At 61.8% G+C, this 21958-nt stretch carries 22 protein-coding genes; 8 read left to right on the top strand and 14 right to left on the bottom strand.

The features are described from left to right. Window positions 1–91 precede the first annotated feature (91 nt). Window positions 92–760 (top strand): isoprenoid biosynthesis glyoxalase ElbB, encoded by a 669-nt coding sequence (elbB, locus tag E3Z29_RS01035; RefSeq protein WP_134784935.1) that lies wholly within the window; start codon window positions 92–94, stop codon window positions 758–760. Between the two features lie 130 nt (window positions 761–890). On the opposite strand, the gene E3Z29_RS01040 is transcribed toward elbB, so the two are convergent. The 3 genes from E3Z29_RS01040 to E3Z29_RS01050 form a co-directional block, all read right to left on the bottom strand. Further along, a complete protein-coding gene (locus tag E3Z29_RS01040) occupies window positions 891–1346 on the bottom strand; it encodes a YaiI/YqxD family protein (RefSeq protein ID WP_098966204.1) in 456 nt (151 codons plus the stop codon). Between the two features lie 107 nt (window positions 1347–1453). Beyond that, window positions 1454–3349 carry an FTR1 family protein gene (locus E3Z29_RS01045; protein WP_134784936.1) on the bottom strand — a complete coding sequence of 632 codons (1896 nt, stop codon included), beginning with the start codon at window positions 3347–3349 and terminating at the stop codon, window positions 1454–1456. Between the two features lie 86 nt (window positions 3350–3435). Further along, complete coding sequence (locus tag E3Z29_RS01050) at window positions 3436–4335, bottom strand: LysR family transcriptional regulator (protein WP_134784937.1); 900 nt, start codon at window positions 4333–4335, stop codon at window positions 3436–3438. A 128-nt stretch (window positions 4336–4463) separates the two neighbouring features. On the opposite strand from E3Z29_RS01050, the gene E3Z29_RS01055 reads away from it, so the two are divergent. From E3Z29_RS01055 to E3Z29_RS01075, 5 genes are all read left to right on the top strand, one after another. Then, complete coding sequence (locus tag E3Z29_RS01055) at window positions 4464–5843, top strand: COG3014 family protein (protein ID WP_134784938.1); 1380 nt, start codon at window positions 4464–4466, stop codon at window positions 5841–5843. A 241-nt stretch (window positions 5844–6084) separates the two neighbouring features. Next, window positions 6085–7479 carry a COG3014 family protein gene (locus E3Z29_RS01060; RefSeq protein WP_134784939.1) on the top strand — a complete coding sequence of 465 codons (1395 nt, stop codon included), beginning with the start codon at window positions 6085–6087 and terminating at the stop codon, window positions 7477–7479. A gap of 15 nt (window positions 7480–7494) precedes the next feature. Beyond that, the gene (locus E3Z29_RS01065) at window positions 7495–7869 is read left to right on the top strand and encodes a YcfL family protein (RefSeq protein WP_134784940.1); all 375 of its coding nucleotides are present in this window, start codon (window positions 7495–7497) and stop codon (window positions 7867–7869) included. A gap of 36 nt (window positions 7870–7905) precedes the next feature. Beyond that, the gene (lpoB, locus tag E3Z29_RS01070; RefSeq protein ID WP_003229365.1) at window positions 7906–8493 is read left to right on the top strand and encodes a penicillin-binding protein activator LpoB; all 588 of its coding nucleotides are present in this window, start codon (window positions 7906–7908) and stop codon (window positions 8491–8493) included. Window positions 8494–8496: 3 nt separating this feature from the next. Beyond that, the gene (locus E3Z29_RS01075) at window positions 8497–9240 is read left to right on the top strand and encodes a hypothetical protein (protein WP_027610462.1); all 744 of its coding nucleotides are present in this window, start codon (window positions 8497–8499) and stop codon (window positions 9238–9240) included. 199 nt (window positions 9241–9439) lie between these two features. On the opposite strand, the gene E3Z29_RS01080 is transcribed toward E3Z29_RS01075, so the two are convergent. The 3 genes from E3Z29_RS01080 to E3Z29_RS01090 all read right to left on the bottom strand — a co-directional run bounded on the left by E3Z29_RS01080 (window position 9440) and on the right by E3Z29_RS01090 (window position 12767). Then, the gene (locus tag E3Z29_RS01080) at window positions 9440–10072 is read right to left on the bottom strand and encodes a LysE family transporter (protein WP_027610461.1); all 633 of its coding nucleotides are present in this window, start codon (window positions 10070–10072) and stop codon (window positions 9440–9442) included. A 203-nt stretch (window positions 10073–10275) separates the two neighbouring features. Further along, window positions 10276–10857: a mechanosensitive ion channel family protein gene (locus E3Z29_RS01085; protein ID WP_134784941.1), complete on the bottom strand. Its 582-nt coding sequence runs from the start codon at window positions 10855–10857 to the stop codon at window positions 10276–10278. Then, on the bottom strand, window positions 10857–12767 hold the full coding sequence (locus tag E3Z29_RS01090; RefSeq protein ID WP_027610459.1) for an ATP-binding cassette domain-containing protein: 1911 nt from the start codon (window positions 12765–12767) through the stop codon (window positions 10857–10859). The genes E3Z29_RS01085 and E3Z29_RS01090 overlap by 1 nt, the downstream gene beginning before the upstream one ends. Window positions 12768–12817: 50 nt before the next feature. Here E3Z29_RS01090 and E3Z29_RS01095 point away from each other — a divergent pair, with 50 nt between their 5' ends. Continuing rightward, the gene (locus tag E3Z29_RS01095; protein WP_098966214.1) at window positions 12818–13282 is read left to right on the top strand and encodes a TIGR02444 family protein; all 465 of its coding nucleotides are present in this window, start codon (window positions 12818–12820) and stop codon (window positions 13280–13282) included. On the opposite strand, the gene E3Z29_RS01100 is transcribed toward E3Z29_RS01095, so the two are convergent. Continuing rightward, window positions 13279–14424, bottom strand: coding sequence for an AlgP family protein (locus tag E3Z29_RS01100; RefSeq protein ID WP_134784942.1), 1146 nt, complete (start codon window positions 14422–14424; stop codon window positions 13279–13281). The two genes, E3Z29_RS01095 and E3Z29_RS01100, sit on opposite strands and share 4 nt — an antisense overlap. 192 nt (window positions 14425–14616) lie before the next feature. Here E3Z29_RS01100 and E3Z29_RS01105 point away from each other — a divergent pair, with 192 nt between their 5' ends. Beyond that, entirely contained in the window at window positions 14617–15282 is a 666-nt protein-coding gene (locus E3Z29_RS01105; protein WP_098966218.1) for an FKBP-type peptidyl-prolyl cis-trans isomerase, read from the top strand. Window positions 15283–15358: 76 nt separating this feature from the next. Here E3Z29_RS01105 and rsd read toward each other — a convergent pair whose 3' ends face one another. From rsd to E3Z29_RS01140, 7 genes are all read right to left on the bottom strand, one after another. After that, window positions 15359–15817 (bottom strand): sigma D regulator, encoded by a 459-nt coding sequence (gene rsd / locus E3Z29_RS01110; protein WP_098966219.1) that lies wholly within the window; start codon window positions 15815–15817, stop codon window positions 15359–15361. A gap of 186 nt (window positions 15818–16003) precedes the next feature. Continuing rightward, window positions 16004–16555, bottom strand: coding sequence for a disulfide bond formation protein B (locus E3Z29_RS01115; RefSeq protein ID WP_098966221.1), 552 nt, complete (start codon window positions 16553–16555; stop codon window positions 16004–16006). A gap of 218 nt (window positions 16556–16773) precedes the next feature. Continuing rightward, window positions 16774–18012, bottom strand: a complete 1239-nt coding sequence (locus tag E3Z29_RS01120; RefSeq protein ID WP_098966222.1) for a heme biosynthesis protein HemY — start codon at window positions 18010–18012, stop codon at window positions 16774–16776. Continuing rightward, window positions 18009–19151: a uroporphyrinogen-III C-methyltransferase gene (locus tag E3Z29_RS01125; protein WP_134784943.1), complete on the bottom strand. Its 1143-nt coding sequence runs from the start codon at window positions 19149–19151 to the stop codon at window positions 18009–18011. Before E3Z29_RS01125 ends, E3Z29_RS01120 begins: the two co-directional genes overlap by 4 nt. A 16-nt stretch (window positions 19152–19167) precedes the next feature. Then, window positions 19168–19935, bottom strand: a complete 768-nt coding sequence (locus E3Z29_RS01130; protein WP_134784944.1) for a uroporphyrinogen-III synthase — start codon at window positions 19933–19935, stop codon at window positions 19168–19170. Next, window positions 19932–20873: a hydroxymethylbilane synthase gene (hemC, locus tag E3Z29_RS01135; RefSeq protein ID WP_103483673.1), complete on the bottom strand. Its 942-nt coding sequence runs from the start codon at window positions 20871–20873 to the stop codon at window positions 19932–19934. Before hemC ends, E3Z29_RS01130 begins: the two co-directional genes overlap by 4 nt. 137 nt (window positions 20874–21010) lie before the next feature. After that, window positions 21011–21757, bottom strand: coding sequence for a LytTR family DNA-binding domain-containing protein (locus E3Z29_RS01140; protein ID WP_003229385.1), 747 nt, complete (start codon window positions 21755–21757; stop codon window positions 21011–21013). Window positions 21758–21958 lie beyond the last annotated feature (201 nt).

A 21958-nucleotide genomic window follows, 5' to 3' on the forward strand; every position in this document is an offset into this window, starting at 1 on the left:
GCGCTCCATGCAGGTGCCGCCGCCACTTCAGCCTATGGCAACGCGCGATAAATTAGTGGACATTTAGCGCCATGAATCTGGAGAGAAACCCATGAGCAAAAAAGTTGCAGTGATCCTGTCCGGCAGCGGCGTGTACGACGGCGCCGAGATCCACGAGAGCGTCATCACCCTGCTGCGCCTGGATCAACGCGGCGCACAGGTGCAATGCTTCGCGCCGAACATCGCGCAATTGCATGTGATCAATCACCTGACCGGTGAAGAAATGCCCGAGACGCGCAACGTGCTGGTCGAGTCAGCACGCATTGCCCGCGGCAACATCAAGGACATCCGCGAGGCCAACGTCGATGACTTCGACGCCCTGATCGTACCTGGCGGTTTTGGCGCCGCGAAAAACCTCTCGAACTTCGCCGTTGAAGGCGCCGGTTGCGCAGTACAGCCTGAGGTGCTGGCCTTGGCGGAAGCATTTGCCGAAGCGGGCAAACCGGTGGGCCTGATGTGCATCTCGCCGGCGCTGGCAGCGAAGATCTACGGCCCGGGCGTGACCTGCACCATCGGCAACGATGCCGACACCGCGACCGCGATGAACAAGATGGGCGCCAGCCATGAAGACTGCGCGGTGACCGACATCATCGAAGACAAGGCACGCAAACTGGTGACGACCCCGGCTTACATGCTGGCGCAGAACATCAGTGAGGCGGCTTCGGGGATCAACAAACTGGTGGACCGGGTGCTCGAACTCACCCACGAAAACGATGTTTGATCTCTGACTGCATGCAGAGCGAAATGTGGGAGCGGGCTTGCTCGCGAAAGCGGTGTGTCATTCAAATCAATGTTGTCTGATTCGACGCCTTCGCGAGCAAGCCCGCTCCCACAGGGGAATGGTGATTATTTCAAGGTTTGCGGGTCAGGCGGGTGAGGATGCGGTCCAGCGCATTGGCAAACGCCTGCTTCTCGCGCTCGCCGAACGGCGCCGGGCCGCCGCTGATCTGGCCCTGCTCACGCAGGTCGGTGAACAGGTTGCGCACCGCCAGCCGCTCGCCCATGTTCTGCGCGTCAAACTCCTTGCCGCGCGGATCCAGCGCCGCCACGCCCTTCTTCACCAGACGATCGGCCAGCGGGATATCGCTGCAGATCACCAGTTCACCAGGCACCGCGTGCTCGACCAGATAATCGTCCGCCGCATCCGGACCGCTGGGCACCACGATCAGTTTGACGATGGCCAGCCCCGGCTTGGTCTGCGGCTGCCCGGCCACCAGCACCACTTCGAACTGGCGCTTGAGGGCGAACTTCACCACCAGATCCTTGGCGGCCCGGGGGCAAGCGTCGGCATCGATCCATACACGCATGATTTTTTCCTCTTCAAAAAAGCATCGCGGGCAAGCCCGCTCCCACAAGGTTAACGCTAAACCTGTGGGAGCTTGGCTTGCCCGCGAATGTGAGCGCAGCGAATGTGTTAAGCAGTGACCCGCTTCTTCTCCGCGATCCGACTCCGTCCGTACAGCACAACAATCGCCAGAATCGCCACGGCCTGAGCCGTCAGCGAATAGGCGTCGGCGTGAATCCCCAGCCAGTCGAATTCAAAGAACGCCACCGGTCGCGTGCCGAAGATCCCGGCTTCCTGCAGCGCTTTCACGCCATGCCCGGCGAACACCACCGACAAGGCACAGAGCAGACCGGCGTTGATGCTGAAGAACAGCGCCAGCGGCAGTTTCGCCGAACCGCGCAGGATCACCCAGGCCAGACCGATCAACAGCACCAGTGCGGTCGCACCACCGGCCAGCACCGCGTCATGCCCGGCGGGGCCGGCCTGCAGCCACAGGGTTTCGTAGAACAGGATCACTTCGAACAACTCGCGGTACACCGAGAAGAACGCGAGGATCGCAAAACCAAAGCGCCCGCCGCCGCCGACCAGACTCTGCTTGATGTAATCCTGCCAGGCCGCGGCGTGGCGCCGGTCGTGCATCCACACACCGAGCCACAGCACCATGACGCTGGCGAACAGCGCCGTGGCGCCTTCGAGCAGTTCACGCTGCGAGCCGCTGACGTCGATCACATACGCCGCCAGCGCCCAGGTGCCAAGACCGGCGAGCAGCGCCAGGCCCCAACCGATGTTGACGCTGCGCACTGCCGACTGCTGGCCGGTGTTGCGCAGGAACGCGAGGATCGCCGCCAGCACCAGAATCGCTTCGAGGCCTTCGCGCAGCAGAATCAGCAGGCCGGAGATAAAGCTCAGCGACCAGCTCAGACCATCGCTGCCGAGCAGTTCGGCGGACTCTTTCAACTTGCCCTTGGCTACGTCCAGACGCTGTTCGGCCTGCGCCACCGGCAAGCCGTCCTGCAACGATTGACGGTAGGCCATCAGCGATTTTTCGGTGTCCTTGCGCACGTTGGCATCAACGTTGTCCAGCGAGCTTTCGACCAGCTCGAAACCTTCCAGATACGCCGCCACCGACAGGTCGTAAGCCTGATCGTGTTCACCGGCGCGATACGCCGCCAGGCTCTTGTCCAGCGTGGCGGCAGTGTAATCGAGCAACTGCGCCGGGCCACGCTTGACCTGCGGCGGCTGCGCGCGTTGGGCACGGAAGCTTGCGGCGACCTGCGGGCCTTCGGCGGCCTGCACTTCGGCCGGCGTCTGGCGCGCCAGATCAGCGATGTTGAAGTTCTTGTCGGACTTGGCCGCAGCCGGGTCGGCACTGAAACCGGCAATGTAGGTCGCCAGATCCCAACGCTGACGGTCGTCCAGTTGATCGGCGAACGCCGGCATGTCAGTGCCTTCGACGCCTTGGCCGAGGGTGCTGTAGATCGCGTACAGGCTCAGGTGATCGATGCGTGCGGCATCGCGCAGATTGGCTGGCGGCGGCGTCATGCCGAGCCCCGCCGGGCCGTCACCGGCGCCGGTTTCACCGTGGCATACCGAGCAGTTCTGCGCGTACAGCGCCGCGCCCCGGGTCGGATCGGGAGTGATGATCGGCGCTTGGCTGACTTCATACGCCACCGCCAGTTTCGCCCCCAGTTGTCGGGCCTGACGCGCGACTTCAGCGCCGTCCTGTTTCGCGGTGATGGCGGCGTGCAGAGCCTCGACACCCTGCTCCAGCTCAGCCTTCTCCGGTTTGGCCGGCAGATCGCCGATCAGCCCTTGCAGCACCTGGGTGAATTCCAGTTGCTCGCGGTATTCGCCGTCGTCGACGACCTTGCCCGCCTCGACCGTCGGCGGATAGTCGGCGCTGATGTAATCGAGCAGGTGCAGCGCCTGCGGGGCGCCTTCCACGGTGTCGGCCAGCAGGTTGAAACTGCTCAGGGCAAACAGCGGGAACACCAGCCAGGCCAGGAATCGGGACGCGGCAGTCATGAATGAGTCTCAAATGGAAATGCGAAGTTACATATTGTTCACTTCGAACGCCTTTCACTCAAGCTTTGTCGACGTCTCGTGGCGTTTTAACGCAGCGCTGCGGCGGTGTTGCGGTAGTGCTCAAGCATGAATTCGACGAACACTTGCACCTTTAGTGCGACGTGCCGGGCATGCGGATAGAGCGCGTAATAGTGGCGCCGCCCAAGGCTGTAGTTGGGCAGGATTTGCACCAGCCGACCGCTGAGCAGATCGTCCTGCACTGTGGCCCGGGTGAACGCGGCGATGCCAACCCCAGCCAACGCGGCGGCGTGCAGCGAACTGATCGAATCGGCCTTGAACCGGCCCTGCACGCGCACGCTGGTGGTGAGTCCACGCGTATCGGTCAGCACCCAGTCGCTGCCACCGGCAAACGCCAGCAACTGCTGCTCGGCGAGTTCGCGCACCTGTCGCACCAAACCATTGCGCGCCACATACACAGGCGAAGCCACCAGCAACATGTCCGAGACAGTCAGCAACCGCGCCACCATGGATGAATCGGCCAACGGCCCGCAGATGCGCAGGGCCACATCGAAACCCTCGGCGATCAGATCGACGAAACGGTCATCGCATGACAGGTCCACTTCAATCTCGGGATAGCGCTGCTGAAACGCCGGCAACCAGCTCGCCAGTTCCAGCGTACCGATCACCATCGGTGCACTGATGCGCAGCACACCGCTGGGGCTTTCATGTGCCTGCCCCACCGCCAGTGCGGCTTGATCGAGGCGATCGAGAATGTCCACGCACGCCGCGTAATACTGCTGCCCCGCCGTGGTCAGGCTGAAACCTCGGGTGTTGCGGTTGATCAGCCGCGTGCCCAGCTCGCGTTCCAGCTGCTGCAACTGCCGGGAGATGGTCGAGTGAGTGGTGTCGAGGCGCTCGGCAGCGGCGCTGAACCCGCGACACTCGACGATGCAACGAAACGCGCGCATGGCTTGCAGTTGATTCATTAAAGCCCCGGATCTGTTGAGCGCTGAGCGCGCAAGCCTAGCGCAATCCTTGTCCACCCGGCAGCAGCAAAGCGCCCCTATAATGCGTCACCTCCGTGCTTTTGCCGTTCAAGGAAGAACCCGTCTCCATGCGCCATTGCCTGCCGCTCTACCTGCTGCTTAGCCTCATCATGCAACTGAGTGGGTGCGCCGCTTACCGCAATTACGATCAGGAAATGCAGCAGACCATCGATCAGATGGCGCAGGGCAATCTCAACGAAGCGCTTTATCTGATGGAGCTGCACAATCCTTGGGAAGACAAGGATCTGCTGTATTTCATGGAACGCGGCGCGATCCTCAGCGCCGGCACCAACCTGCCAAAAAGCCAGGAAGCGTGGCGCAGTGCTGACCGGATGATTTTTCAGCGCGAAGAAGCCGTGCCCTCCGCAGGCATGAAGTTGCTGACCCGTTTCGGTAATGAAATGGGCACCATGCTGGTCAATGACAAGCTGCAGCGTTACGAAGGCTACGACTACGAAAAAGTCATGCTGACCACCGAAATGGCCCTCAACCAACTGGCGGAAAACGATTTCGACGGGGCCCGCGCCGACATCAAGAAAACCCACGAGCGCGAAACTCTGATCGCCCGCCAGCGGGAGCGGCAATACGAAGAAGCGCAAGAGCAAGCTACGCAACAGGGCATCACCCTGCACTACAAGGATCTGGAAGGCTATCCGGTGGCCATCCTCGATGCCCCGCAAGTGCTTGAGCTGAAGAACGGCTACCAGAGTGCATTCAGCCATTATCTGGCCGGCTTCACTTATGAAGCGCTGGGCGAACGCGCGCTCGCAGCGCCGGGGTATCGACAGGCGATCGAATTGCGCCCGGGCGTGCCGCTGCTCGAAAACGCTTTGCGCAACCTGGACAAACCCGGACCGGCAGCCGATGAAAGCGAGATTCTGATCGTGGTCCAGGCCGGTTTCGCCCCGGCACGCAGTTCGGTGCAAGTGCCGATCCCGGTGCGGCTGAACGAAAACCTGACGATTGTTGCACCGATCTCGTTCCCGGTGATGGTGCCCGACACCCTCACACCTGGCGTGACCCAGATCCTCGTCGACGGTAAAAAGCACCCATTGACCATGATTAACAGCGTGTCGGACATGGCCATCCGCACCTTGCGCGATGACATGCCGGCGATCATCTCTCGCGCCATGTTCCGCGCCAACATGGCCGCCATCAGCCAGGCGCAAAAGAACGAGCGCGATCCGTCCAAGGCGTCGTTGGTGGTGACCGATCCTGATCCTTTTGAAGAGGCTGACACTAGAACCTGGCGCACGCTGCCGGACAAAACCCTGGTCGCCCGTCTGCGCCTGAAAAAAGGCCTGCACCGCGTGCGTTTTCCGTATTTTCGTGCAGAAGACGGGTTCACGGTACGCGTCGACCGCAGCCATCAAGTGTTCAACCTGCGGGTATTCATGGGCCAGAACTATTACATCGGATCGGCATTGGTCCTGCCCGAAACGCCATGAACGAAAGGTGTCAGATAATGCAGAGGAGTAATGGCACCAAACTAACAAGTGCGATTAAAAAGCTATTACATGGCCAGCATCGCCCGCTTATAATGCCGCGCCCGCGCTATAGCGACGCGGCATAAAAGCTCCTCTGGTTATGAGGAATTGGCAGGAGGCCAGCGCCACTGTCGATGGGTCACACCAGCCCGACCAGCACCGGCGGCTGATGCAGTTTCTAGCTCAGGGAAGAAGTACCCCCATGGCATTGCGCACTCCCACCTTGATCGCGCTCAGCGCGGTTACTCTGCTGTCCGGCTGTTCGGCGTTTCGCAACTACGATTCGGAACTGGCCCAGACCAACCAGCAACTGGCCACCGGCAACGTCGACGCCGCGCTGAGCCTGCTGGAAAAGAACAACACCGGTCCGGACAAAGACCTGCTCTATTACTTCGAGAAAGGTGAGTTGCTGCGCGCCAAGGGCGACCTGTCCGGCAGCCAGAACGCCTGGACCAGCGCCGATCAGGTGGTTGGCCAGTGGGAAGATTCGGTCAAGCTCGACACCGGTAAATACCTGGCTCAGTTCGGCAGCTTCCTGGTCAACGACAAGGTGCGTCGCTACGAAGGCTACGACTACGAAAAAGTCATGTTGACCACGCAGATGGCCCTCAACCTGCTGGCAGTCAATGACTTCGATGGCGCCCGCACCGCGATCAAGAAAACTCACGAACGTGAAGCGGTGATCGCCGACCTGCGCGACAAGGAATACCTCAAGAGTGAGGAAGAGGCCGAGAAAGAAGGCATCAAGACTCAGTACAAGGATCTGCAAGGCTACCCGGTCGCCAGCCTCGACGCGCCAGAAGTGGTCAGCCTGAAAAACAGCTACCAGAGTGCGTTCAGCCATTACCTGGCCGGTTTCGTCTACGAAGCCCTGGGCGAGAAAGACCTGGCTGCGCCGGGCTACCGCAAGGCGGCCGAACTGCGCCCGAACACCCCGCTGCTGGAGCAGGCGCTGGTCAACCTCGACAAGCCGAGCAAGTCCGACGACAGCGATATCCTGATCGTCGTGCAAAGCGGTCTGGCACCCTCGCGTGATTCGATCCGCGTGCCGCTGCCATTGCCGATCTCCAACAACGTGGTGATCACCCCGCTGTCGTTCCCGATCATCAAGCCTGACACCTCTACCGCACCATTCACGCAGATTGGCGTCGATGGCCAGCAAGTCAACCTGACCGCCCTCAACAGCACCACCGCCATGTCGCGCCGCGCCCTGCGCGATGACATGCCGGGGATCATCGTGCGCACCACCGTGCGCGCGATCACCAAAGGTGTGGCGCAGAAGAAGATCAACGAAACCAACCCGCTGGCCGGTCTCGCCGTGGGTATTTCTTCAGCGGTGCTGGAAGGTGCCGATACCCGTACGTGGCGCACCCTGCCGGACAACACCCAAGTGGTGCGTCTGCGCTTGAAGAAAGGCGAGCATCAAGTCAGTCTGCCGAGCGCTGTCGGCGGCTCGCTGGTCAAGGTCACCGTCGATCAGCGTTATCAAGTGATCAGCCTGCGTGCCGTGGGAAATCAGGTATTTGCCGGTGGCGTCGCCGCCCACGTCATTCCGAGCGCCGGCGCGACCAACGTCGCCAGCCTCAAACAACCTTAAGAACGGAGTCTTTGCATGCGCTTCAAACTCTTCACCGTTGCCGCCCTCGCCGTGCTGGCCAGCGGCTGCGCCACCCCGCCACCTCCTGAGCCGGGCAGCGCCGCGAGCAAGGTCGTTGCCATGGGTCCGCAGAAACACATCGCAGTCGGCGCCATGCGCGTCGCCCGAGAGAACGGCTTCATGACCGTCAATGTGCAGTTGACCAACACCCTCAACAGCAACAAGACGTTCTACTACCGTTTCGCCTGGCTGGGCCCGGAAGGTTTCCCGATCGCCGAAGAAGAAGTCTGGAAAAGCCAGATGATGTACGGCGCTCAGACCAGCTTCATCCAGGGCATCGCCCCGACCCCGAAAGCCGTGGATTTCCGTCTCGAACTCAAGACGCCTTAAGTCCGCCACCCTATTCCTGTTTTAGAGAGCATTCCCATGTTTGCACGCTTTTCCCTGATCGCTGTCCTCGCCCTGCTGGCTTCCGGTTGCGCCAACACCTCGCCGACCCTGGGCAGCAAGAACATCAGCTACGGCGACACCAAAGCGGTTGAAACCGTGACCAACGAATTCGGCTCGACCGACCTGCAAATGATCGCCGAATCGATGACCCGCTCGCTGGCCCAGTCCGGCATTCTGCAGGGCCGCCCGGTGGTGCAGGTTTACGACGTGAAGAACAAGACCAGCGAGTACATCGATACCCGCGAAATCACCACCAGCATCAAGACTCAGCTGATGAAGTCCGGCACCGCCCGCTTCGCCAGCGACAACACCGCGATGCAGAGCCAGGTCGACCAGCTCAAGCTGCAGAACCAGAGCGGCCTGTACAAGAAGAGCACCGTGGCCAAGACCGGCAACATGATCGCCGCCAAATACCGTCTGGAAGGCTCGATCAGCTCGATCGTCAAGCGCAGCAGCGACTACAAGGACGTCTTCTACAAATTCAGCCTGCAACTGATCGACGTCGAAAGCGGTCTGGCCGAGTGGATGGACGAAAAAGAGATCCGCAAAACCACGGAGCGTTAATTGATGCGCGCATGGATTGGCATGATGGCCCTGGCTTGCGCGTTCAGCGTGCAAGCGGCCCCGAAAGTCGCGGTAACGGATCTGGCGTATCAGGAACGGGTGGAGCAGTACATCCACATCGTTTCGGCGCAGAACAATTACCGCGAGGGTTACTACAGCTCCAGTGGTTCGTCGAACTACAACGAGCTGGAAGCGACCACCAGCTACATCGAACAAGGTGAGCTGCGTAAATTCACCGGCGACATCAAGGGCGAGATCCTCCGCACCGGCATGTTCCAGCTGGTGCAGGGCACGCCGTACACCGCGTCGTCCAAGGGTGACGTCTACGACGTGATCAAGCGCATCAAGGCCGGCAACTTCAAGGGTGCCGACTACGTGCTGTTCGGCACCGTGTCGGACATCGACTTCACCCAGGACATGAACGAGCTGGCGCACACCGACAGTTATTCGGCGGTGCTGGGCCTGACGCTGGTGGCGGATTTCAGCCTGATCAACACCAAGACCTACGAGATCACCTCGGCCTTCACGGCAATGGGCGAAGCGCAGGACACCAAACTGGTGAACGGCCGCGACATCAAGATCTCGCTGAATCGCCCTCGCGTGGTACGTGAAGTTTCGAAAGCGCTGGGTGAGGACGTGGCCGGGCAACTGAGCATGCAGCTCGGTGGCGGCGGTTACGAGCAGCCGCGTGAGGCGCAGCAGCGCAACAATCTGCCGCGTGATACCGCGCCGGTGATTTTGCACTGACCGGCTGAGTGAATAACTCTGTGGTGAGGGGATTCATCCCCGATGGACTGCGCAGCAGGCCCCTTCTTGTCAGGTCAAGAGCGGGGCCGCTTCGCGCCCCATCGGGGATGAATCCCCTCGCTACAGCGGAGTTCACTGGAGAAATCAGTAGGAATAAAAAGGCGACCTCAAGAGGTCGCCTTTTTTCTGCCTGCGGGTTTTACACCGCCGCTTTACGCAACGTCGCCATGAACGCCGCCGCACCGATGAACAGCCCGGCAAAGGTGCGGTTCATGCGTTTCTGCTGCTGCGGTGTACGCAACAGGCGCAGCACCTTGGACGCCAGCCCGGTGTAACCGGCCATGACAATCAGATCCACGCAGATCATGGTCGCACCGATCACCACATACTGAATCAGCAGCGGTGCGTGGGGATTGATGAACTGCGGCAACACCGCGAGCATGAACACCAGCGCCTTGGGGTTACTGATGTTCACCAGAAACCCACGGAACACCAGCGCCAGCGGCTTGCCGATCGGCCGTACCGCCGCGTCATCGCTCATGTCCATCGGCAGCGCACGCCACTGCTTGATCGCCAGATAGACCAGATACGCCACACCGAACCATTTGATCGCGTGGAATGCGGTGGCCGATGCGGTGAGGATCGCGCCGACACCGGCGCCGACAATCGCGATCTGCACCGCCAGGCCGATCTGCAGGCCGAGGGCGTTCCAGTAACCGCGCCAGAAACCGTATTGCAGACCGCTGGACATCGACGCAATGGCGCCCGCGCCCGGGGACAGACTGATCACCCAGCAGGCGGCAAAGAATGCCAGCCATGTTTGAAGCTCCATCGCACACCTCGACTCATGCTCGTGACAAGACGTCAAAGCTAATGCGCTTTGGCGCGGATGACTACCGATTTTTGCTGGAGGGTTCGGGCGCGGCTGATGGCCTCTTCGCGAGCAAGCCCGCTCCCACATTGGATTTGTGTCGATCACAGATCCAATGTGGGAGCGGGCTTGCTCGCGAAGGCGTCAGATCAGACGCCCGAGGACTACTTCTCGAAACCGCTCGAAGGAAACACATCACTCCCGCGCCAGCGCCGCACCGAACGCTGGAAGAACAGGCTGTTCGGCACTTGCACCATGGCGCTGCCCGTCCCGAGCTCCTCGGCTTCGACCAGCGTGGTGTAGAGCAGATTGATCGCCACCACCCGGCCTTTGACACCCGGCTTGTCGGTGGTGTCCACCAGCTCGACCACATCGCCCAGGCGGAACGGGCCGACGGTGAAGATCAGAATCGCGCAAAGCAGGTTCGACAGCACACTCCACATGGCGAAGAACGCCACCGCCGCCACCGCGACGAAACCCGACAGCGCCGTCCACAACACCGTGGCCGATACGCCGAGGCGCTCCAGCACAAAAATCACCGCGCTGCCCATGATCAGCCAGCGCAATACGCCACGCAGGGGCATCAGCAACTGCGGCGGAAACGGATAGCGCTCGCCCAGGCGGGTGAGGAATCGAGCGACGACACGTTGAGCGAAGTAACCGGCCAACAGGATCAGCAGAATCTGCACGCCGAGCCAGATCGGCTCGACCCACATCGCCGGCAGCGGCAGCTTGAACGCTTCCATCAGGACAGCGCCTCCAGCTCCGCCTGCATGCTTTCCAGCGTTTCGAGTGCCTCCATCCACGCTTCTTCCAGTTCGGCTTCGCGCACTTTCAGCTTGGCCTGCTCTGCCAGCAGATCACGCAATTCGTTCTTGCGCGCCGGCTCGTAGATGTCGCTGTCACCGAGGCTGGCATCGACCTTGGCGAGTTTTTCGTGGAGCTTGCCCAGTTCGGCTTCGAGCTTGTCGGCCTCGCGCTTGTGCGGTGCCAGTTGCTGACGCAATGCAGCAGCGGCCTGGCGCTGGGCCTTTTTGTCGGTCTTGTCCGGGTTGACCGGGGTGTTGCTGACCGGCGCATTGCGTTGACGATATTCCACCAGCCAGCGCGCGTAGTCTTCGAGGTCGCCATCGAACTCTTCGACCTTGCCGTCCGCGACCAGGTAGAAGTTGTCGGTGGTGCTCTTGAGCAAGTGCCGATCGTGAGACACCACCAATACCGCGCCGCTGAATTCCTGCAGCGCCATGGTCAGCGCCAGGCGCATTTCCAGGTCGAGGTGGTTGGTCGGTTCGTCGAGCAGCAACAAGTTCGGCCGTTCCCAGGCGATCAATGCCAGCGCCAGACGCGCTTTCTCGCCACCGGAGAAATTCAGCACCGGCTCGTCGATGCGTGCACCACGGAAATCGAAACCGCCGAGGAAGTCGCGCAGGGTCTGCTCGCGTTCGGTCGGCGCCAGACGCTGCAAGTGCAGCAGCGGGCTGGCCTTGGCATCCAGCGAGTCGAGCTGATGCTGGGCGAAATAGCCAACCACGGTGTTTTCGCCACGGGTCAGGCGCCCGGCCAGCGGTTCAAGCTCGCCGGCGAGGTTCTTGATCAGGGTCGATTTACCGGCACCGTTCGGCCCGAGCAGACCGATCCGCGCACCCGGGGTCAGTTGCAGCTTGACCTTCTCCAGGATGGTTTTGTCGCCGTAACCCAGGCGCGCATCGGACAGGTCGATCAGTGGACTGGAGATCTTGGTCGATTCGCGGAACACGAAGTCGAACGGTGAATCGACGTGGGCCGCCGACAGCTCTTCCATGCGTTCCAGCGCCTTGATCCGGCTCTGCGCCTGACGGGCCTTGGTGGCCTGGGCCTTGAAGCGGGCGATGTAGCTTTCCATGTGCGCACGTTGCGCCTGCTGCTTCTCGTAGGCCTGTTGCTGCTGGGCCAGACGTTCGGCACGGGCGCGTTCGAACGCGGTGTAGCCGCCACGATAGAGGGTCAGTTTGCGCTGATCGACATGCGCCACGTGATCGACCACTTCATCGAGGAAGTCGCGATCGTGGGAAATCAGCAGCAGGGTGCCCGGGTAGCTTTTCAGCCACTCTTCGAGCCAGATGATCGCGTCGAGATCCAGGTGGTTGGTCGGTTCGTCGAGCAGCAACAGGTCCGACGGACACATCAAGGCCTGCGCCAGGTTCAGACGCATCCGCCAGCCACCGGAGAAATCTCCTACCTGACGATCCATCTGTTCATTGGTGAAACCGAGACCGGCCAGCAACTTGCGCGCCCGCGCATCGGCGGTATAGCCGTCGGCGCTGTCGAGTTCGGCGTGCAGACGGGCCAGAGCCGTGCCATCGTGGGCCGCTTCGGCCACGGCGAGGTCACGTTGCACCTCGCGTAGACGCAGGTCGCCATCGAGCACATAGTCGACCGCCAGGCGTTCGAGGGTGTCGACCTCCTGGCGCATGTGCGCGATTCGCCAGTCGGCCGGCAGCAGGCAATCGCCCGAGTCCGGGTGCAACTCGCCGCGCAGCAAGGCAAACAGGCTGGATTTGCCGGCGCCGTTGGCACCGATGAGGCCGGCTTTGTGGCCGGCGTGCAGGGTCAGCTCGGCGTCTTCTAGCAGACGTTGCGGGCCACGCTGTAAAGTCAGGTTCTGAAGTCGGATCATAATGGCGGCGGAGTCTACCAGCTTCGCTCACAACTGGCGCGAGTAGCACGATGTCCTCTGACCTGTGGAGCTTTTCCCTTGCCACCTACGCCCGACCGGGCGTGGAACCTGCCTGCCTGCAACTGCAAGCGGCGGGGGCCAATGTCTGCCTGCTGCTGTGCGGTTTATGGCTGGAGCAGCGCGGCGCGGCCTGCGACGAACAGCGCGTGCAGCAGCTGAAAACGCTGGTGGGGCCGTGGGATGCGGAGGTGGTGCAGCCACTGCGTGCGTTGCGTACTCAGTGGAAAACCCTGGCCGAGGAAGATCCGGTGCTCAAGGGGCTGCGAGCACAAATGAAGGCGCTGGAGCTGGAAGCCGAACGGCATCTGCTGTGGCAACTGGAACAGGTTGCGCAGGATTGGCCGCGCGATGACGCATCAGCGTCGGGGGAGTGGCTGGAGAGTCTGACGGGATCGGCCGCCAGCCCGAACCGCGACGCGCTGCAAGTGCTGCGCGTCGCGGCAACCGGCACTTAGGAAGCGCTGGTCGGGTTGCTGCTGGCGCTCGACGCAGCGGCTGGCGTTGGCGCAGTCGTGGTGGTCGAGGTGGAAGCGGCTGGAGCAGGCGCGGCGGCCGGCGCCGGAGCGGCTGGCTTGGCAGCCGGTGCAGTCGCCGGCTTGGCGGCAGCTGGTTTGGCAACGGCCGGTTTTTTCGCGGCAGGTTTGGCAGCTGGCTTGGCGGCTGGTTTAGCGGCTGGCTTTGCGGCTACTGGTTTGGCGGCAGGCTTGGCTGCAGCGGTCGCAGGTTTTGCTGCTGCAGGTTTGGCAGCGGTTTTAGCGGCAGGCTTGGCCGCTGGTTTGGCAGCAACCTTGGCAGCAGGTTTTGCCGCGACCGGTTTGGCCGCAGTCTTGACTGCCGGTTTTGCCGCAGCGCTTTTCGCGGCCGGTTTGGCAGCCGGTTTTACCGCTACTTTGGCAGCAGGTTTAGCAGCAGCGGTTTTTGCCGGAGCGACTTTGCGCGCAGCAGGTTTTGCTGCTGGCTTGGCAGCCGGTTTGGCCGCTGCAGGTTTGGCAGCGGCAGTACGTGCGGCCGGTTTCGCAGCGCTCGCCGCAGCCGGTTTTTTCACTGCGGTTTTTGCAGCAGGTTTGGCGGCGGTTTTAGCCGGTGCCTTGGCTGCTGGTTTGGCTGCCGGTTTTGCCGCAGCGGTTTTCGCCGGGGCTTTCGCCGCAGCAGGTTTGGCTGCCGCTTTTTTCGCAGGCGCTGCTGCTGGTTTGGCGGCGCGGGAGGACAGCGCTTTGCCGGCGGCCTCTTGCACCCGGCCGACACCCTGGGCCAGTTTCAGGCTTTCCTGGGCATCGCGCTTGAGTTGCAGAATGTAGCCGCGAGTGTCGGACTGACGATCCTTCAACGCATCGAGCAGGTCTTCAAGTTCTTTGACGGCAGCCTTGGCCTTGTTCTGTGCCTTGGCTTTACCGGCAGCAGCGGCGTCCTGCAATTTGGTGCGGGACTTGTGCAGTTTTTCTTGCGCCTTGCCGCGTTGCTTTTCCAGTTTGGCGAGCAGTTTTTCAGCATCAGCCAAGGCTTGGGAGCAAGCGTTTTCCAAATGCTCGAGCAGGCTGCCCGAGAGTTGTTGGAGTAAGTGCAACGGAGTGTTTACAGGCTTCTTGGTGGCCGACATGGTTTACCTCCTGGCTGACGTGAGTGCGGCTCATACTAGACCTCTGCAGTTACCGCCGCTAGGTCATCTTGACAGTATCGAAACCGTTGCGTTGCAACGAAGTGAAAATGTTCTGCACAAAGATAAAAGCAGTTCACCGTTGCAGACCTACGCGCTGGCATAATCGCCCGCATCTCAGGACGGAGAGTGCCCATGTCGCGCTACCTTTTTTTATCCCTCTGGATGATTTTTTCCGTGGCCCACGCCGACGAAAAAACCACCGCGAACGATGCTCACGATCTGGCCTACAGCCTCGGTGCCAGCCTCGGTGAACGCTTGCGCCAAGAGGTGCCGCAATTGCAGATTCAGGCATTGGTCGAAGGTTTGCAGCAGGCCTATCAAGGCAAGCCGCTGGCCCTGAGCGAAGCGCGGATCGAGCAGATCCTGGCCGATCATGAATCGCAAAACGCCGAGCACTCATCGCTGCCGTCGAGCGACGCCGCGATGGAAAACGAACAACGTTTTCTCACCGCCGAAAAAGCCAAACCGGGCGTGAAGGAACTGGCCGACGGCATCCTGCTGACCGAGCTGACACCGGGCACCGGTGCCAAGGCCGGCCCCGATGGAAAAGTCCAGGTGTTGTATGTCGGACGACTGCCGGATGGCACCGTGTTCGATCAGAACACTCAGCCGCAATGGTTCAGCCTCGACAGCGTGATTGCCGGCTGGCGTACTGCGTTGCAGAACATGCCGGTGGGTGCCAAGTGGCGACTGGTGATTCCATCGGATCAGGCCTACGGCGCTGACGGTGCGGGCGATCTGATTGCGCCGTTTACCCCGCTGGTGTTTGAGGTCGAGCTGCGGGGCGCAACGAGCTGATCGCACCCAGCACGCAGGCATAAAAAAACGCGGTGCGCTTTCGACGCACCGCGTTTTTTTGTATGCGAGAAACGAATCAAGCCTGAACCGGATCTTCCTGCTTGTGTGCCGTGTGCAGCACTTCAATCAGGCAGTCTTCCAGTTCGAAGCGTTCGTGCAGCAGGCCACCCAGCTCCTTGAACTTCTCGGCGACGCATTTGCCTTCATCGCAAAGGTCGTTGAACGCGAGGAGTTTTTCGGTGATGACGTCGATTCGCGGATAGAGCGTTTCGGCAAGTTCGAGGCCGCGCTTGTCGTTGAAGGCCTTGGCTTCACCGGTCAGCTGTTCGTAGATCTCGAAGTGCCCGGCCGACACGTAATCGACCAGCACGCCACAGAACTCCTGCAGAGGCTTGCGGCTCTCGGAGAGCGACTCAGGCTGTGCACCGAGATTATCGTAGGCGTCGATCAGCTCCTTGCGCTCTTGCAACCAGCGGTCGATCAGCAGATGAACTCCACCCCAGCGTTCCTGAGCATTCTGACAACTTTCGAGCATGGCGATCTCTCTTCCCTTGTGGGTCATGCTGCTCTACACCCGCGCCCCTCTTCTGGCTGTTATCGCTTGGGGGCCGACCGGGCAGAGCGTCATCGAGCAACATAAATCCAATGACACGTGCGGGCCAGATTATGCCCGCACGCCTATGGCTTCAAGGTACGCAGGAGATAAAGTTCATACAAGTGTTTAATCCCTGACCAGCGTGTGGTGCGACGCTTCGCCGCTGAGCGGTCGCTGCAGAGCGCTCCAGACCAGCCGCAGCAATTGATAGACCGCCAGGATCGACATCGCCACAAAGAACAGCAGGCTCCATTCCGGAATGCTCAAATCGAACAGCGTCCAGGAAATTTCTGCGCAATCTACACCGCCCCTAAGCATCCGCAACGTTGCACACAACCACGGCAGGTTGCTGAACAACGCTTCGGCATCAGGCGCGCACCTCGTCATCTGCATCAACGGGTCACTCTGCAACAACACCTGTCGCCAGGCCGCCGTCGTCCCGCCCAGGCTCAGGCCAAGCGCGGCGACCCAGTACAGCGACAGGCCGACACGCCGTGGGCCGTGGACCGCCGCCAACCCGCAACAGAACGTCAGCAACGCCATGAAAAACCTTTGCGCCAGGCACAGGCTGCAGGGCGTCAGCCCGACCGCATACTCGAGATAATAGGAAGCTCCCAGGGCCATGGCCCCTGCAGTGAAAGCCGTGAAAAACAAGGAGCGTGAACAGGCCAACGACATGGCTTTTCCGTAACAGTGGAGACAGGCAGTTACGGTAGAGGAAAGCTTGTCAGCCTTTCAAGGCGGGGCCTTGGCGACAGTTCACCAGAAGTGTAGGGAAAACCCGACAGGTGCGAGAGGAATAGGTGTAGTCCGTTGTAGGACTTTGCCCAAGACGCCCGCCACAGGTAATTTTTCGCTCACTGAACGTTAACGAGGGAGCATGCTCCCTCGCGATATCAGGCGTGAACCGGCACCGGCAACGGCGCGGCCAGCAGACGCTCATCCAGCAATCCGAGACCCTCCTGGAACAGCTGGTTACTGCGCTCGGTGTCACCCAGTTGCGCAAGCAGACGTGCCAGCTCGGCGCAGGCTTCCGGGTTACGCTGCACTCGCAGACTGCTTTCCAGGTAATCCCGTGCCTTGCCCCACAAGCTGGCTTGCAGACAGAGACGACCGAGGGTCAGCAACAGGCTCGGATCCGCTGGATGCTCCTTGAGCCAGCCTTCAGCGGCCTGCAACTGACGCGCCGGATCGCTGCCGCGCACCAGGCCATACTGACGCGCGAGATGGCTGTCGTACTTGCGCTTGAGGGCGCTGCGCAGGATTTCTTCAGCTTCGACCTGAGCACCCAACTGACGCAATTGCTCGGCGTATGCCAGCACCAGCGCCGGCTCCTGACGCTGCGCGGAGGTCAACTGCTCCCAGGCACGAGTGAGTGACTGCAGACCGACCTTGCCGTCCTCGTCCCGATGCGCCGCCAGGGACAGGTTGTTACCCCAGGCACGCCGCTCCAGTTCAGCCAGTTCGGCCGCAGGCAAAGCCTTGTCCTTGCGCAGCTCCGGCAACAGGCGAATCACCGCCGACCAGTCGCCGCGCTGCTGATGCAGACGCTGCAACTGACGCAGGGTCTGCACGTTATGCGGATGCCGTTCGTGCATCGCCTGCAGGGTCACCAGAGCGCCGTCGGTGTCACCACGATCGGTCTGCAACTGCGCATGGCTCAAGGCAATCGCCAATTCGGCCTGAGGCTGGCGCTCCAGCGCACGTTCAAGCAACTGATCACACTCTTCGTACTTGCCTTGTTCGTTGGCCGCGCGTGCCGCGCCGAGGTAATACAACAGCGGCTGGCGCTCGGCCTCGGCGGCGCGAGACAGATGACGTTGCGCGCTGGCCCAGCGACCTTCGGCCAGATCCAGCTGCCCGTGTTCGATGGCCACCTGCACCCGCCGGCTGCGGTTGCGGCGCGACCACGGATTGACCACGCCACTGGAGGCCATGACCAGCTCGACCAAGGCCTTGATCCCCCAGATCAGCAGCCACAACACCGCGATCAGGCCCAGCGTGGCCCACAGACTGGCCTCGTAGCGGAAGCTCTTGTAGGCAATCAACACGTACCCGGAGTGTTCGGCAATCGCCAGGCCCAGTGCCGCCGTCGCCGCGATCACCAGAAACACGATCACATACAGGCGTTTCATGGCGTGGTCTCCTGCGCGGTGTTGGCGGCAGGTTTGGCGAACGGTTTGACCGACTCTTCAGCGTTGACGTTACGGCGCTCCAGATAAGCCTGCACCGCACTCAGCGTGCCGGTCAGGTCCGGCGTCTTGACGGTGACCGGTTGCTGGCTCAGCTCGGCAACCTGTTCAAGCATGATTTTGCTCTGCGGATTGTCCGGATTGAAATTGCCCTTGAGCACGTCCCGCGCTTCGGTCAGTGCCTGGGTGTAGACCGGCGCCTGGCCATTGAGCGCAGCCCACTGCGCCTGCTCCAGCGCGAGACTCAGGGCCAGACGCACCTGACTCAGGCTCTGCCCGGCCAGCAGTGGCTTCACATTCTTGTCGGCATTGAAATCGATGCGGATGTAACGCGACACCTGATCCCACCACTGCGCCCAGCGACTGGCGCCATCGCCGTCAGCGGTCAGGCCCAGCAGCGATTCGCCGCGATCCTTGTACTCAGGCGCCAGCTCGGTCAGTTCGATGACCTGATCACGCAAGGCACCAATGCGCAGGAACAGACCGGTGCGATCCGGCTGCTCGGTGCTGCGCAGCGCCACGAGGGTTTTCGCCACTTGCTCGCGGGCGGCGAACGAGCCGGGATCGTTCTGCTCACGCAGAATTTCGTCGGCACCCTGCACCAGCGCCTGGGCGCTGCTGATGTCCTGCAAGGCCGACAGACGCAGGCTGGCCAGACGCAGCAGATGCTCGGCCTCGGCCAGACGCCAATCCTTGCGGCTGGCGCCGAGAACGGTTTCCAGACGCTGATTGAGGCGCTGCTGATCCCCCTGCAATTGCGTCACCAGACGCTGACGTTCGGCGAGTTCATCGGCACCGGGCAATTGCGCGAGGCGCTCGGTCAGACGCTGTTCGTTGAGTTTGAGGCTCTGCGCCTGATCGTTCAACGCCTGCACCTGATCCGACTGCTGTGCGGTGTTGCTCTGCAGGTGACGCACCTGCCAGACACCCCAGCCACCGATCGCCACGCCGGCAGCGCCGAGCAACAGGGCGACAATGGCCAGTCCGTTGCCTCGGCGCGGCTCTTTGGCCGGCGGTGGAGTTTCAACCTGGGCATCGATCACAGGCTGGACATCATCTTTAGGCAAGGCTGTTTCGCTCACGTATCCATCCTTTGCATTAGAGAACGGGCACGGGATGCTCCCGTAACGCCGTCAGCAAAGCCGCGGCATTCGCGCCGCGGCAATCCACAACTGTTCGGGCCCCGGCCGCATGTGCCAGCTCGGCAACCCTTGGGCTTGGCACAAACAACGGCAACTGCGCAATTGAAGGCCAGGCATCGCCGGCCATCTGGCGCAAGTGCTCGAAACCCTGTCCACTGCTGACCACCAGCCCGTTCAAGCGTTCCGCTGCAATGCGCCGCGGCAGCTCTTGCGGCGGGTAGGCCGGCAGGTCACGCCGATACAACTCCAGATACTCGACACTAGCACCAAGCGCGCGCAGGCGCTCGGCGAGCAGCTCGCGGCCACCCTCGCCACGCAGGATCAGCACCTGCGCGCCGGGCTCGGTGACCGCCTCGCGCAGACGCGACAATTGCAGCAGGGCTTCACTGTCATCGCCGTCGGCGGGAAAGTGTACGTCGAGACCGTGATCGCGAAGAATCTGCGCGGTCGCCGCACCGACGCTGAACCACGGCATCGACAGCGACTGAAGCCCATGAGCGTCCAGCAGATCAAGCGCAATCCGCGCCGCCGGCTTGCTGACCACGATGACCGCGCTGCAACCCGGCAGCTGCGCCAGCGCCTGACGTATCTTGTCAGAGACCGGCAGCGGCGCGATGTCCAGAAGCGGCAGGCAACTGCTGAAAATCCCCTGTCCGGCCAACACCGCGGCCAGCGCCGCACAGTCATCCGCAGGGCGCGTCAGCAGCAGGCGCCAGCCAGTCACTCGTGACCTGCCTCGCCATACACCGCTTTGAGAATGTCGTCGGCACCCTGGCTGAGCAAGTCTTCGGCAACCTTCACCCCCAGCGTCTCGGCATCGGCACGCGGCGCGCGCGCCTCGGCGCTGAGCAGCTTGCCACCACTCGGTTCGCCCACCAGCCCACGCAACCACAACTGCTCACCTTCGAGCACGGCGTAGCAGGCAATCGGCACCTGGCAGCCGCCATTCAGGTGTTTGTTGAGGGCACGTTCAGCGGTCACGCGCGAAGCGGTGTCGGCGTGATGCAACGGTGCGAGCAAGGCGTGGATTTGCGTGTCGGCGCTGCGGCACTCGATGCCGACGGCGCCCTGACCACCGGCCGGCAGGCTGTCATCGACGCTGATGGCCGAGGTGATGCGGTCTTCAAAACCGAGACGGATCAGACCGGCCGCCGCGAGGATGATCGCGTCGTACTCGCCGGCATCGAGCTTGGCCAGACGAGTGTTGACGTTACCGCGCAGGAAGCGGATTTCCAGATCAGGACGACGGGTCAGCAACTGCGCCTGTCGCCGCAGGCTGGAGGTGCCGACGATGGCGCCGGCAGGCAGCGCATCCAGGCTGGCGTAGGTATTGGAAACGAAAGCATCGCGCGGGTCTTCGCGTTCGCAGATACAGAACAGGCCAAGGCCTTCGGGGAAGTCCATCGGCACGTCTTTCATCGAATGCACGGCGATGTCGGCTTCGTTTTCCAGCAGCGCGGTTTCCAGCTCCTTGACGAACAGGCCCTTGCCGCCGATTTTCGACAGCGGCGAGTCGAGCAGCTTGTCGCCGCGACTGACCATGGGCACCAGCGTCACCAGCAGACCCGGATGGGCCGCTTCCAGACGGGCTTTGACGTATTCGGCCTGCCAGAGGGCCAGCGCACTTTTACGGGTGGCGATGCGGATTTCGCGAGAGGACATGGATCAATCCGTACTGAATAGATACGGCGGATAATAACAGCTCAGCCAAATCCACTTTGACTTGAATCAGAAACGGCGTGGCCTCCCTGGCCTGCGATGCCCGGTAGAAGAAAGTGAAACCAAGCGCGAAGGCCGGGTCAGAGGCCCTGCATCATCTTGCGCACACCGGCCACATGTCGACGACTGACGATCAGCGCATCACCATTGAGGCCTTTGAGGAACAGCTGGAAATGCCCCAGCGGCGTGCGTTGCAGACGCTCGATGCGGTCACGGGCGACCAGCGCGTTGCGGTGGATACGCACGAAACGCTCGCCGAATTCGTCTTCGAGGGCTTTCAGCGGCTCATCCAGCAGCACCTCGCCGCTTTCATGGCGCAGGGTCACGTATTTGTGATCGGCAATGAAATAGACCACCTGATCCAGCGGGATCAGCTCGATGCCTTTGCGGGTGCGGGCGCTGATGTGACTGCGCGGGCCATTACCGCTTTCGGCGGCGGGACGGGTCAGGGCCGAGAGTTGCGCCCGGTTGGGACGTTCAGCCCGTTTCAGGGCGTCATGCAGATGTTCGGTTCGCACGGGTTTCACCACATAGCCCACGGCGCTGGCCTGCAGGGCTTCCACGGCAAATTCATCGGGGCCGGTGCAAAACACCACGGCCGGTGGCGTTTCGCGTTCGCACAGACGGGCAGCGACCTGCAGGCCATCGAGGCCCGGCATGCGGATATCGAGCAGCACGATATCCGGCTTGTGGCTGTCGATCAGCGCCAACGCCTCTTCGCCATTCGTGGCGCTGGGCTCCAGGACTGTATAACCCTCGAGCTCGCTTACCATTCGGCTTAGGCGCTCGCGAGCCAGTGGTTCGTCATCAACGATCAGGACATTCATATTGCGCTGGATTCCTGCGTGAGTCTCGCACAAGGATAGCGTAGACAGGTGAAGTGACGTCCGTCACCGCGATCCACGCTAAGACTAGCCCGAGCGCCAAAAAGTGCCGTACGTCGGCCAGCAATATTTGCCAGTGTCCGGGTCGTACTGCTCAAAGCCCGCTGTTTCCTGCGTTTTTCAAGGGGTATGCCAAAGGACAAA

This window comes from Pseudomonas sp. S150, from assembly GCF_004526365.1.
Taxonomy (GTDB): Bacteria; Pseudomonadota; Gammaproteobacteria; order Pseudomonadales; family Pseudomonadaceae; genus Aquipseudomonas; species Aquipseudomonas putida_A.

Coding starts and splice junctions, on each gene's coding strand:
- E3Z29_RS01080 (WP_027610461.1), bottom strand. CDS start 10,072: ATGGAGCTTCAAACATGGCTGGCATTCTTTGCCGCCTGCTGGGTGATC.
- E3Z29_RS01055 (WP_134784938.1), top strand. CDS start 4,464: ATGCGCCATTGCCTGCCGCTCTACCTGCTGCTTAGCCTCATCATGCAA.
- E3Z29_RS01120 (WP_098966222.1), bottom strand. CDS start 18,012: ATGAAACGCCTGTATGTGATCGTGTTTCTGGTGATCGCGGCGACGGCG.
- E3Z29_RS01060 (WP_134784939.1), top strand. CDS start 6,085: ATGGCATTGCGCACTCCCACCTTGATCGCGCTCAGCGCGGTTACTCTG.
- E3Z29_RS01050 (WP_134784937.1), bottom strand. CDS start 4,335: ATGAATCAACTGCAAGCCATGCGCGCGTTTCGTTGCATCGTCGAGTGT.
- hemC (WP_103483673.1), bottom strand. CDS start 20,873: ATGTCCTCTCGCGAAATCCGCATCGCCACCCGTAAAAGTGCGCTGGCC.
- E3Z29_RS01115 (WP_098966221.1), bottom strand. CDS start 16,555: ATGTCGTTGGCCTGTTCACGCTCCTTGTTTTTCACGGCTTTCACTGCA.
- E3Z29_RS01085 (WP_134784941.1), bottom strand. CDS start 10,857: ATGGAAGCGTTCAAGCTGCCGCTGCCGGCGATGTGGGTCGAGCCGATC.
- E3Z29_RS01105 (WP_098966218.1), top strand. CDS start 14,617: ATGTCGCGCTACCTTTTTTTATCCCTCTGGATGATTTTTTCCGTGGCC.
- E3Z29_RS01090 (WP_027610459.1), bottom strand. CDS start 12,767: ATGATCCGACTTCAGAACCTGACTTTACAGCGTGGCCCGCAACGTCTG.
- rsd (WP_098966219.1), bottom strand. CDS start 15,817: ATGCTCGAAAGTTGTCAGAATGCTCAGGAACGCTGGGGTGGAGTTCAT.
- elbB (WP_134784935.1), top strand. CDS start 92: ATGAGCAAAAAAGTTGCAGTGATCCTGTCCGGCAGCGGCGTGTACGAC.
- E3Z29_RS01045 (WP_134784936.1), bottom strand. CDS start 3,349: ATGACTGCCGCGTCCCGATTCCTGGCCTGGCTGGTGTTCCCGCTGTTT.
- E3Z29_RS01075 (WP_027610462.1), top strand. CDS start 8,497: ATGCGCGCATGGATTGGCATGATGGCCCTGGCTTGCGCGTTCAGCGTG.
- E3Z29_RS01140 (WP_003229385.1), bottom strand. CDS start 21,757: ATGAATGTCCTGATCGTTGATGACGAACCACTGGCTCGCGAGCGCCTA.
- lpoB (WP_003229365.1), top strand. CDS start 7,906: ATGTTTGCACGCTTTTCCCTGATCGCTGTCCTCGCCCTGCTGGCTTCC.
- E3Z29_RS01100 (WP_134784942.1), bottom strand. CDS start 14,424: ATGTCGGCCACCAAGAAGCCTGTAAACACTCCGTTGCACTTACTCCAA.
- E3Z29_RS01040 (WP_098966204.1), bottom strand. CDS start 1,346: ATGCGTGTATGGATCGATGCCGACGCTTGCCCCCGGGCCGCCAAGGAT.
- E3Z29_RS01095 (WP_098966214.1), top strand. CDS start 12,818: ATGTCCTCTGACCTGTGGAGCTTTTCCCTTGCCACCTACGCCCGACCG.
- E3Z29_RS01065 (WP_134784940.1), top strand. CDS start 7,495: ATGCGCTTCAAACTCTTCACCGTTGCCGCCCTCGCCGTGCTGGCCAGC.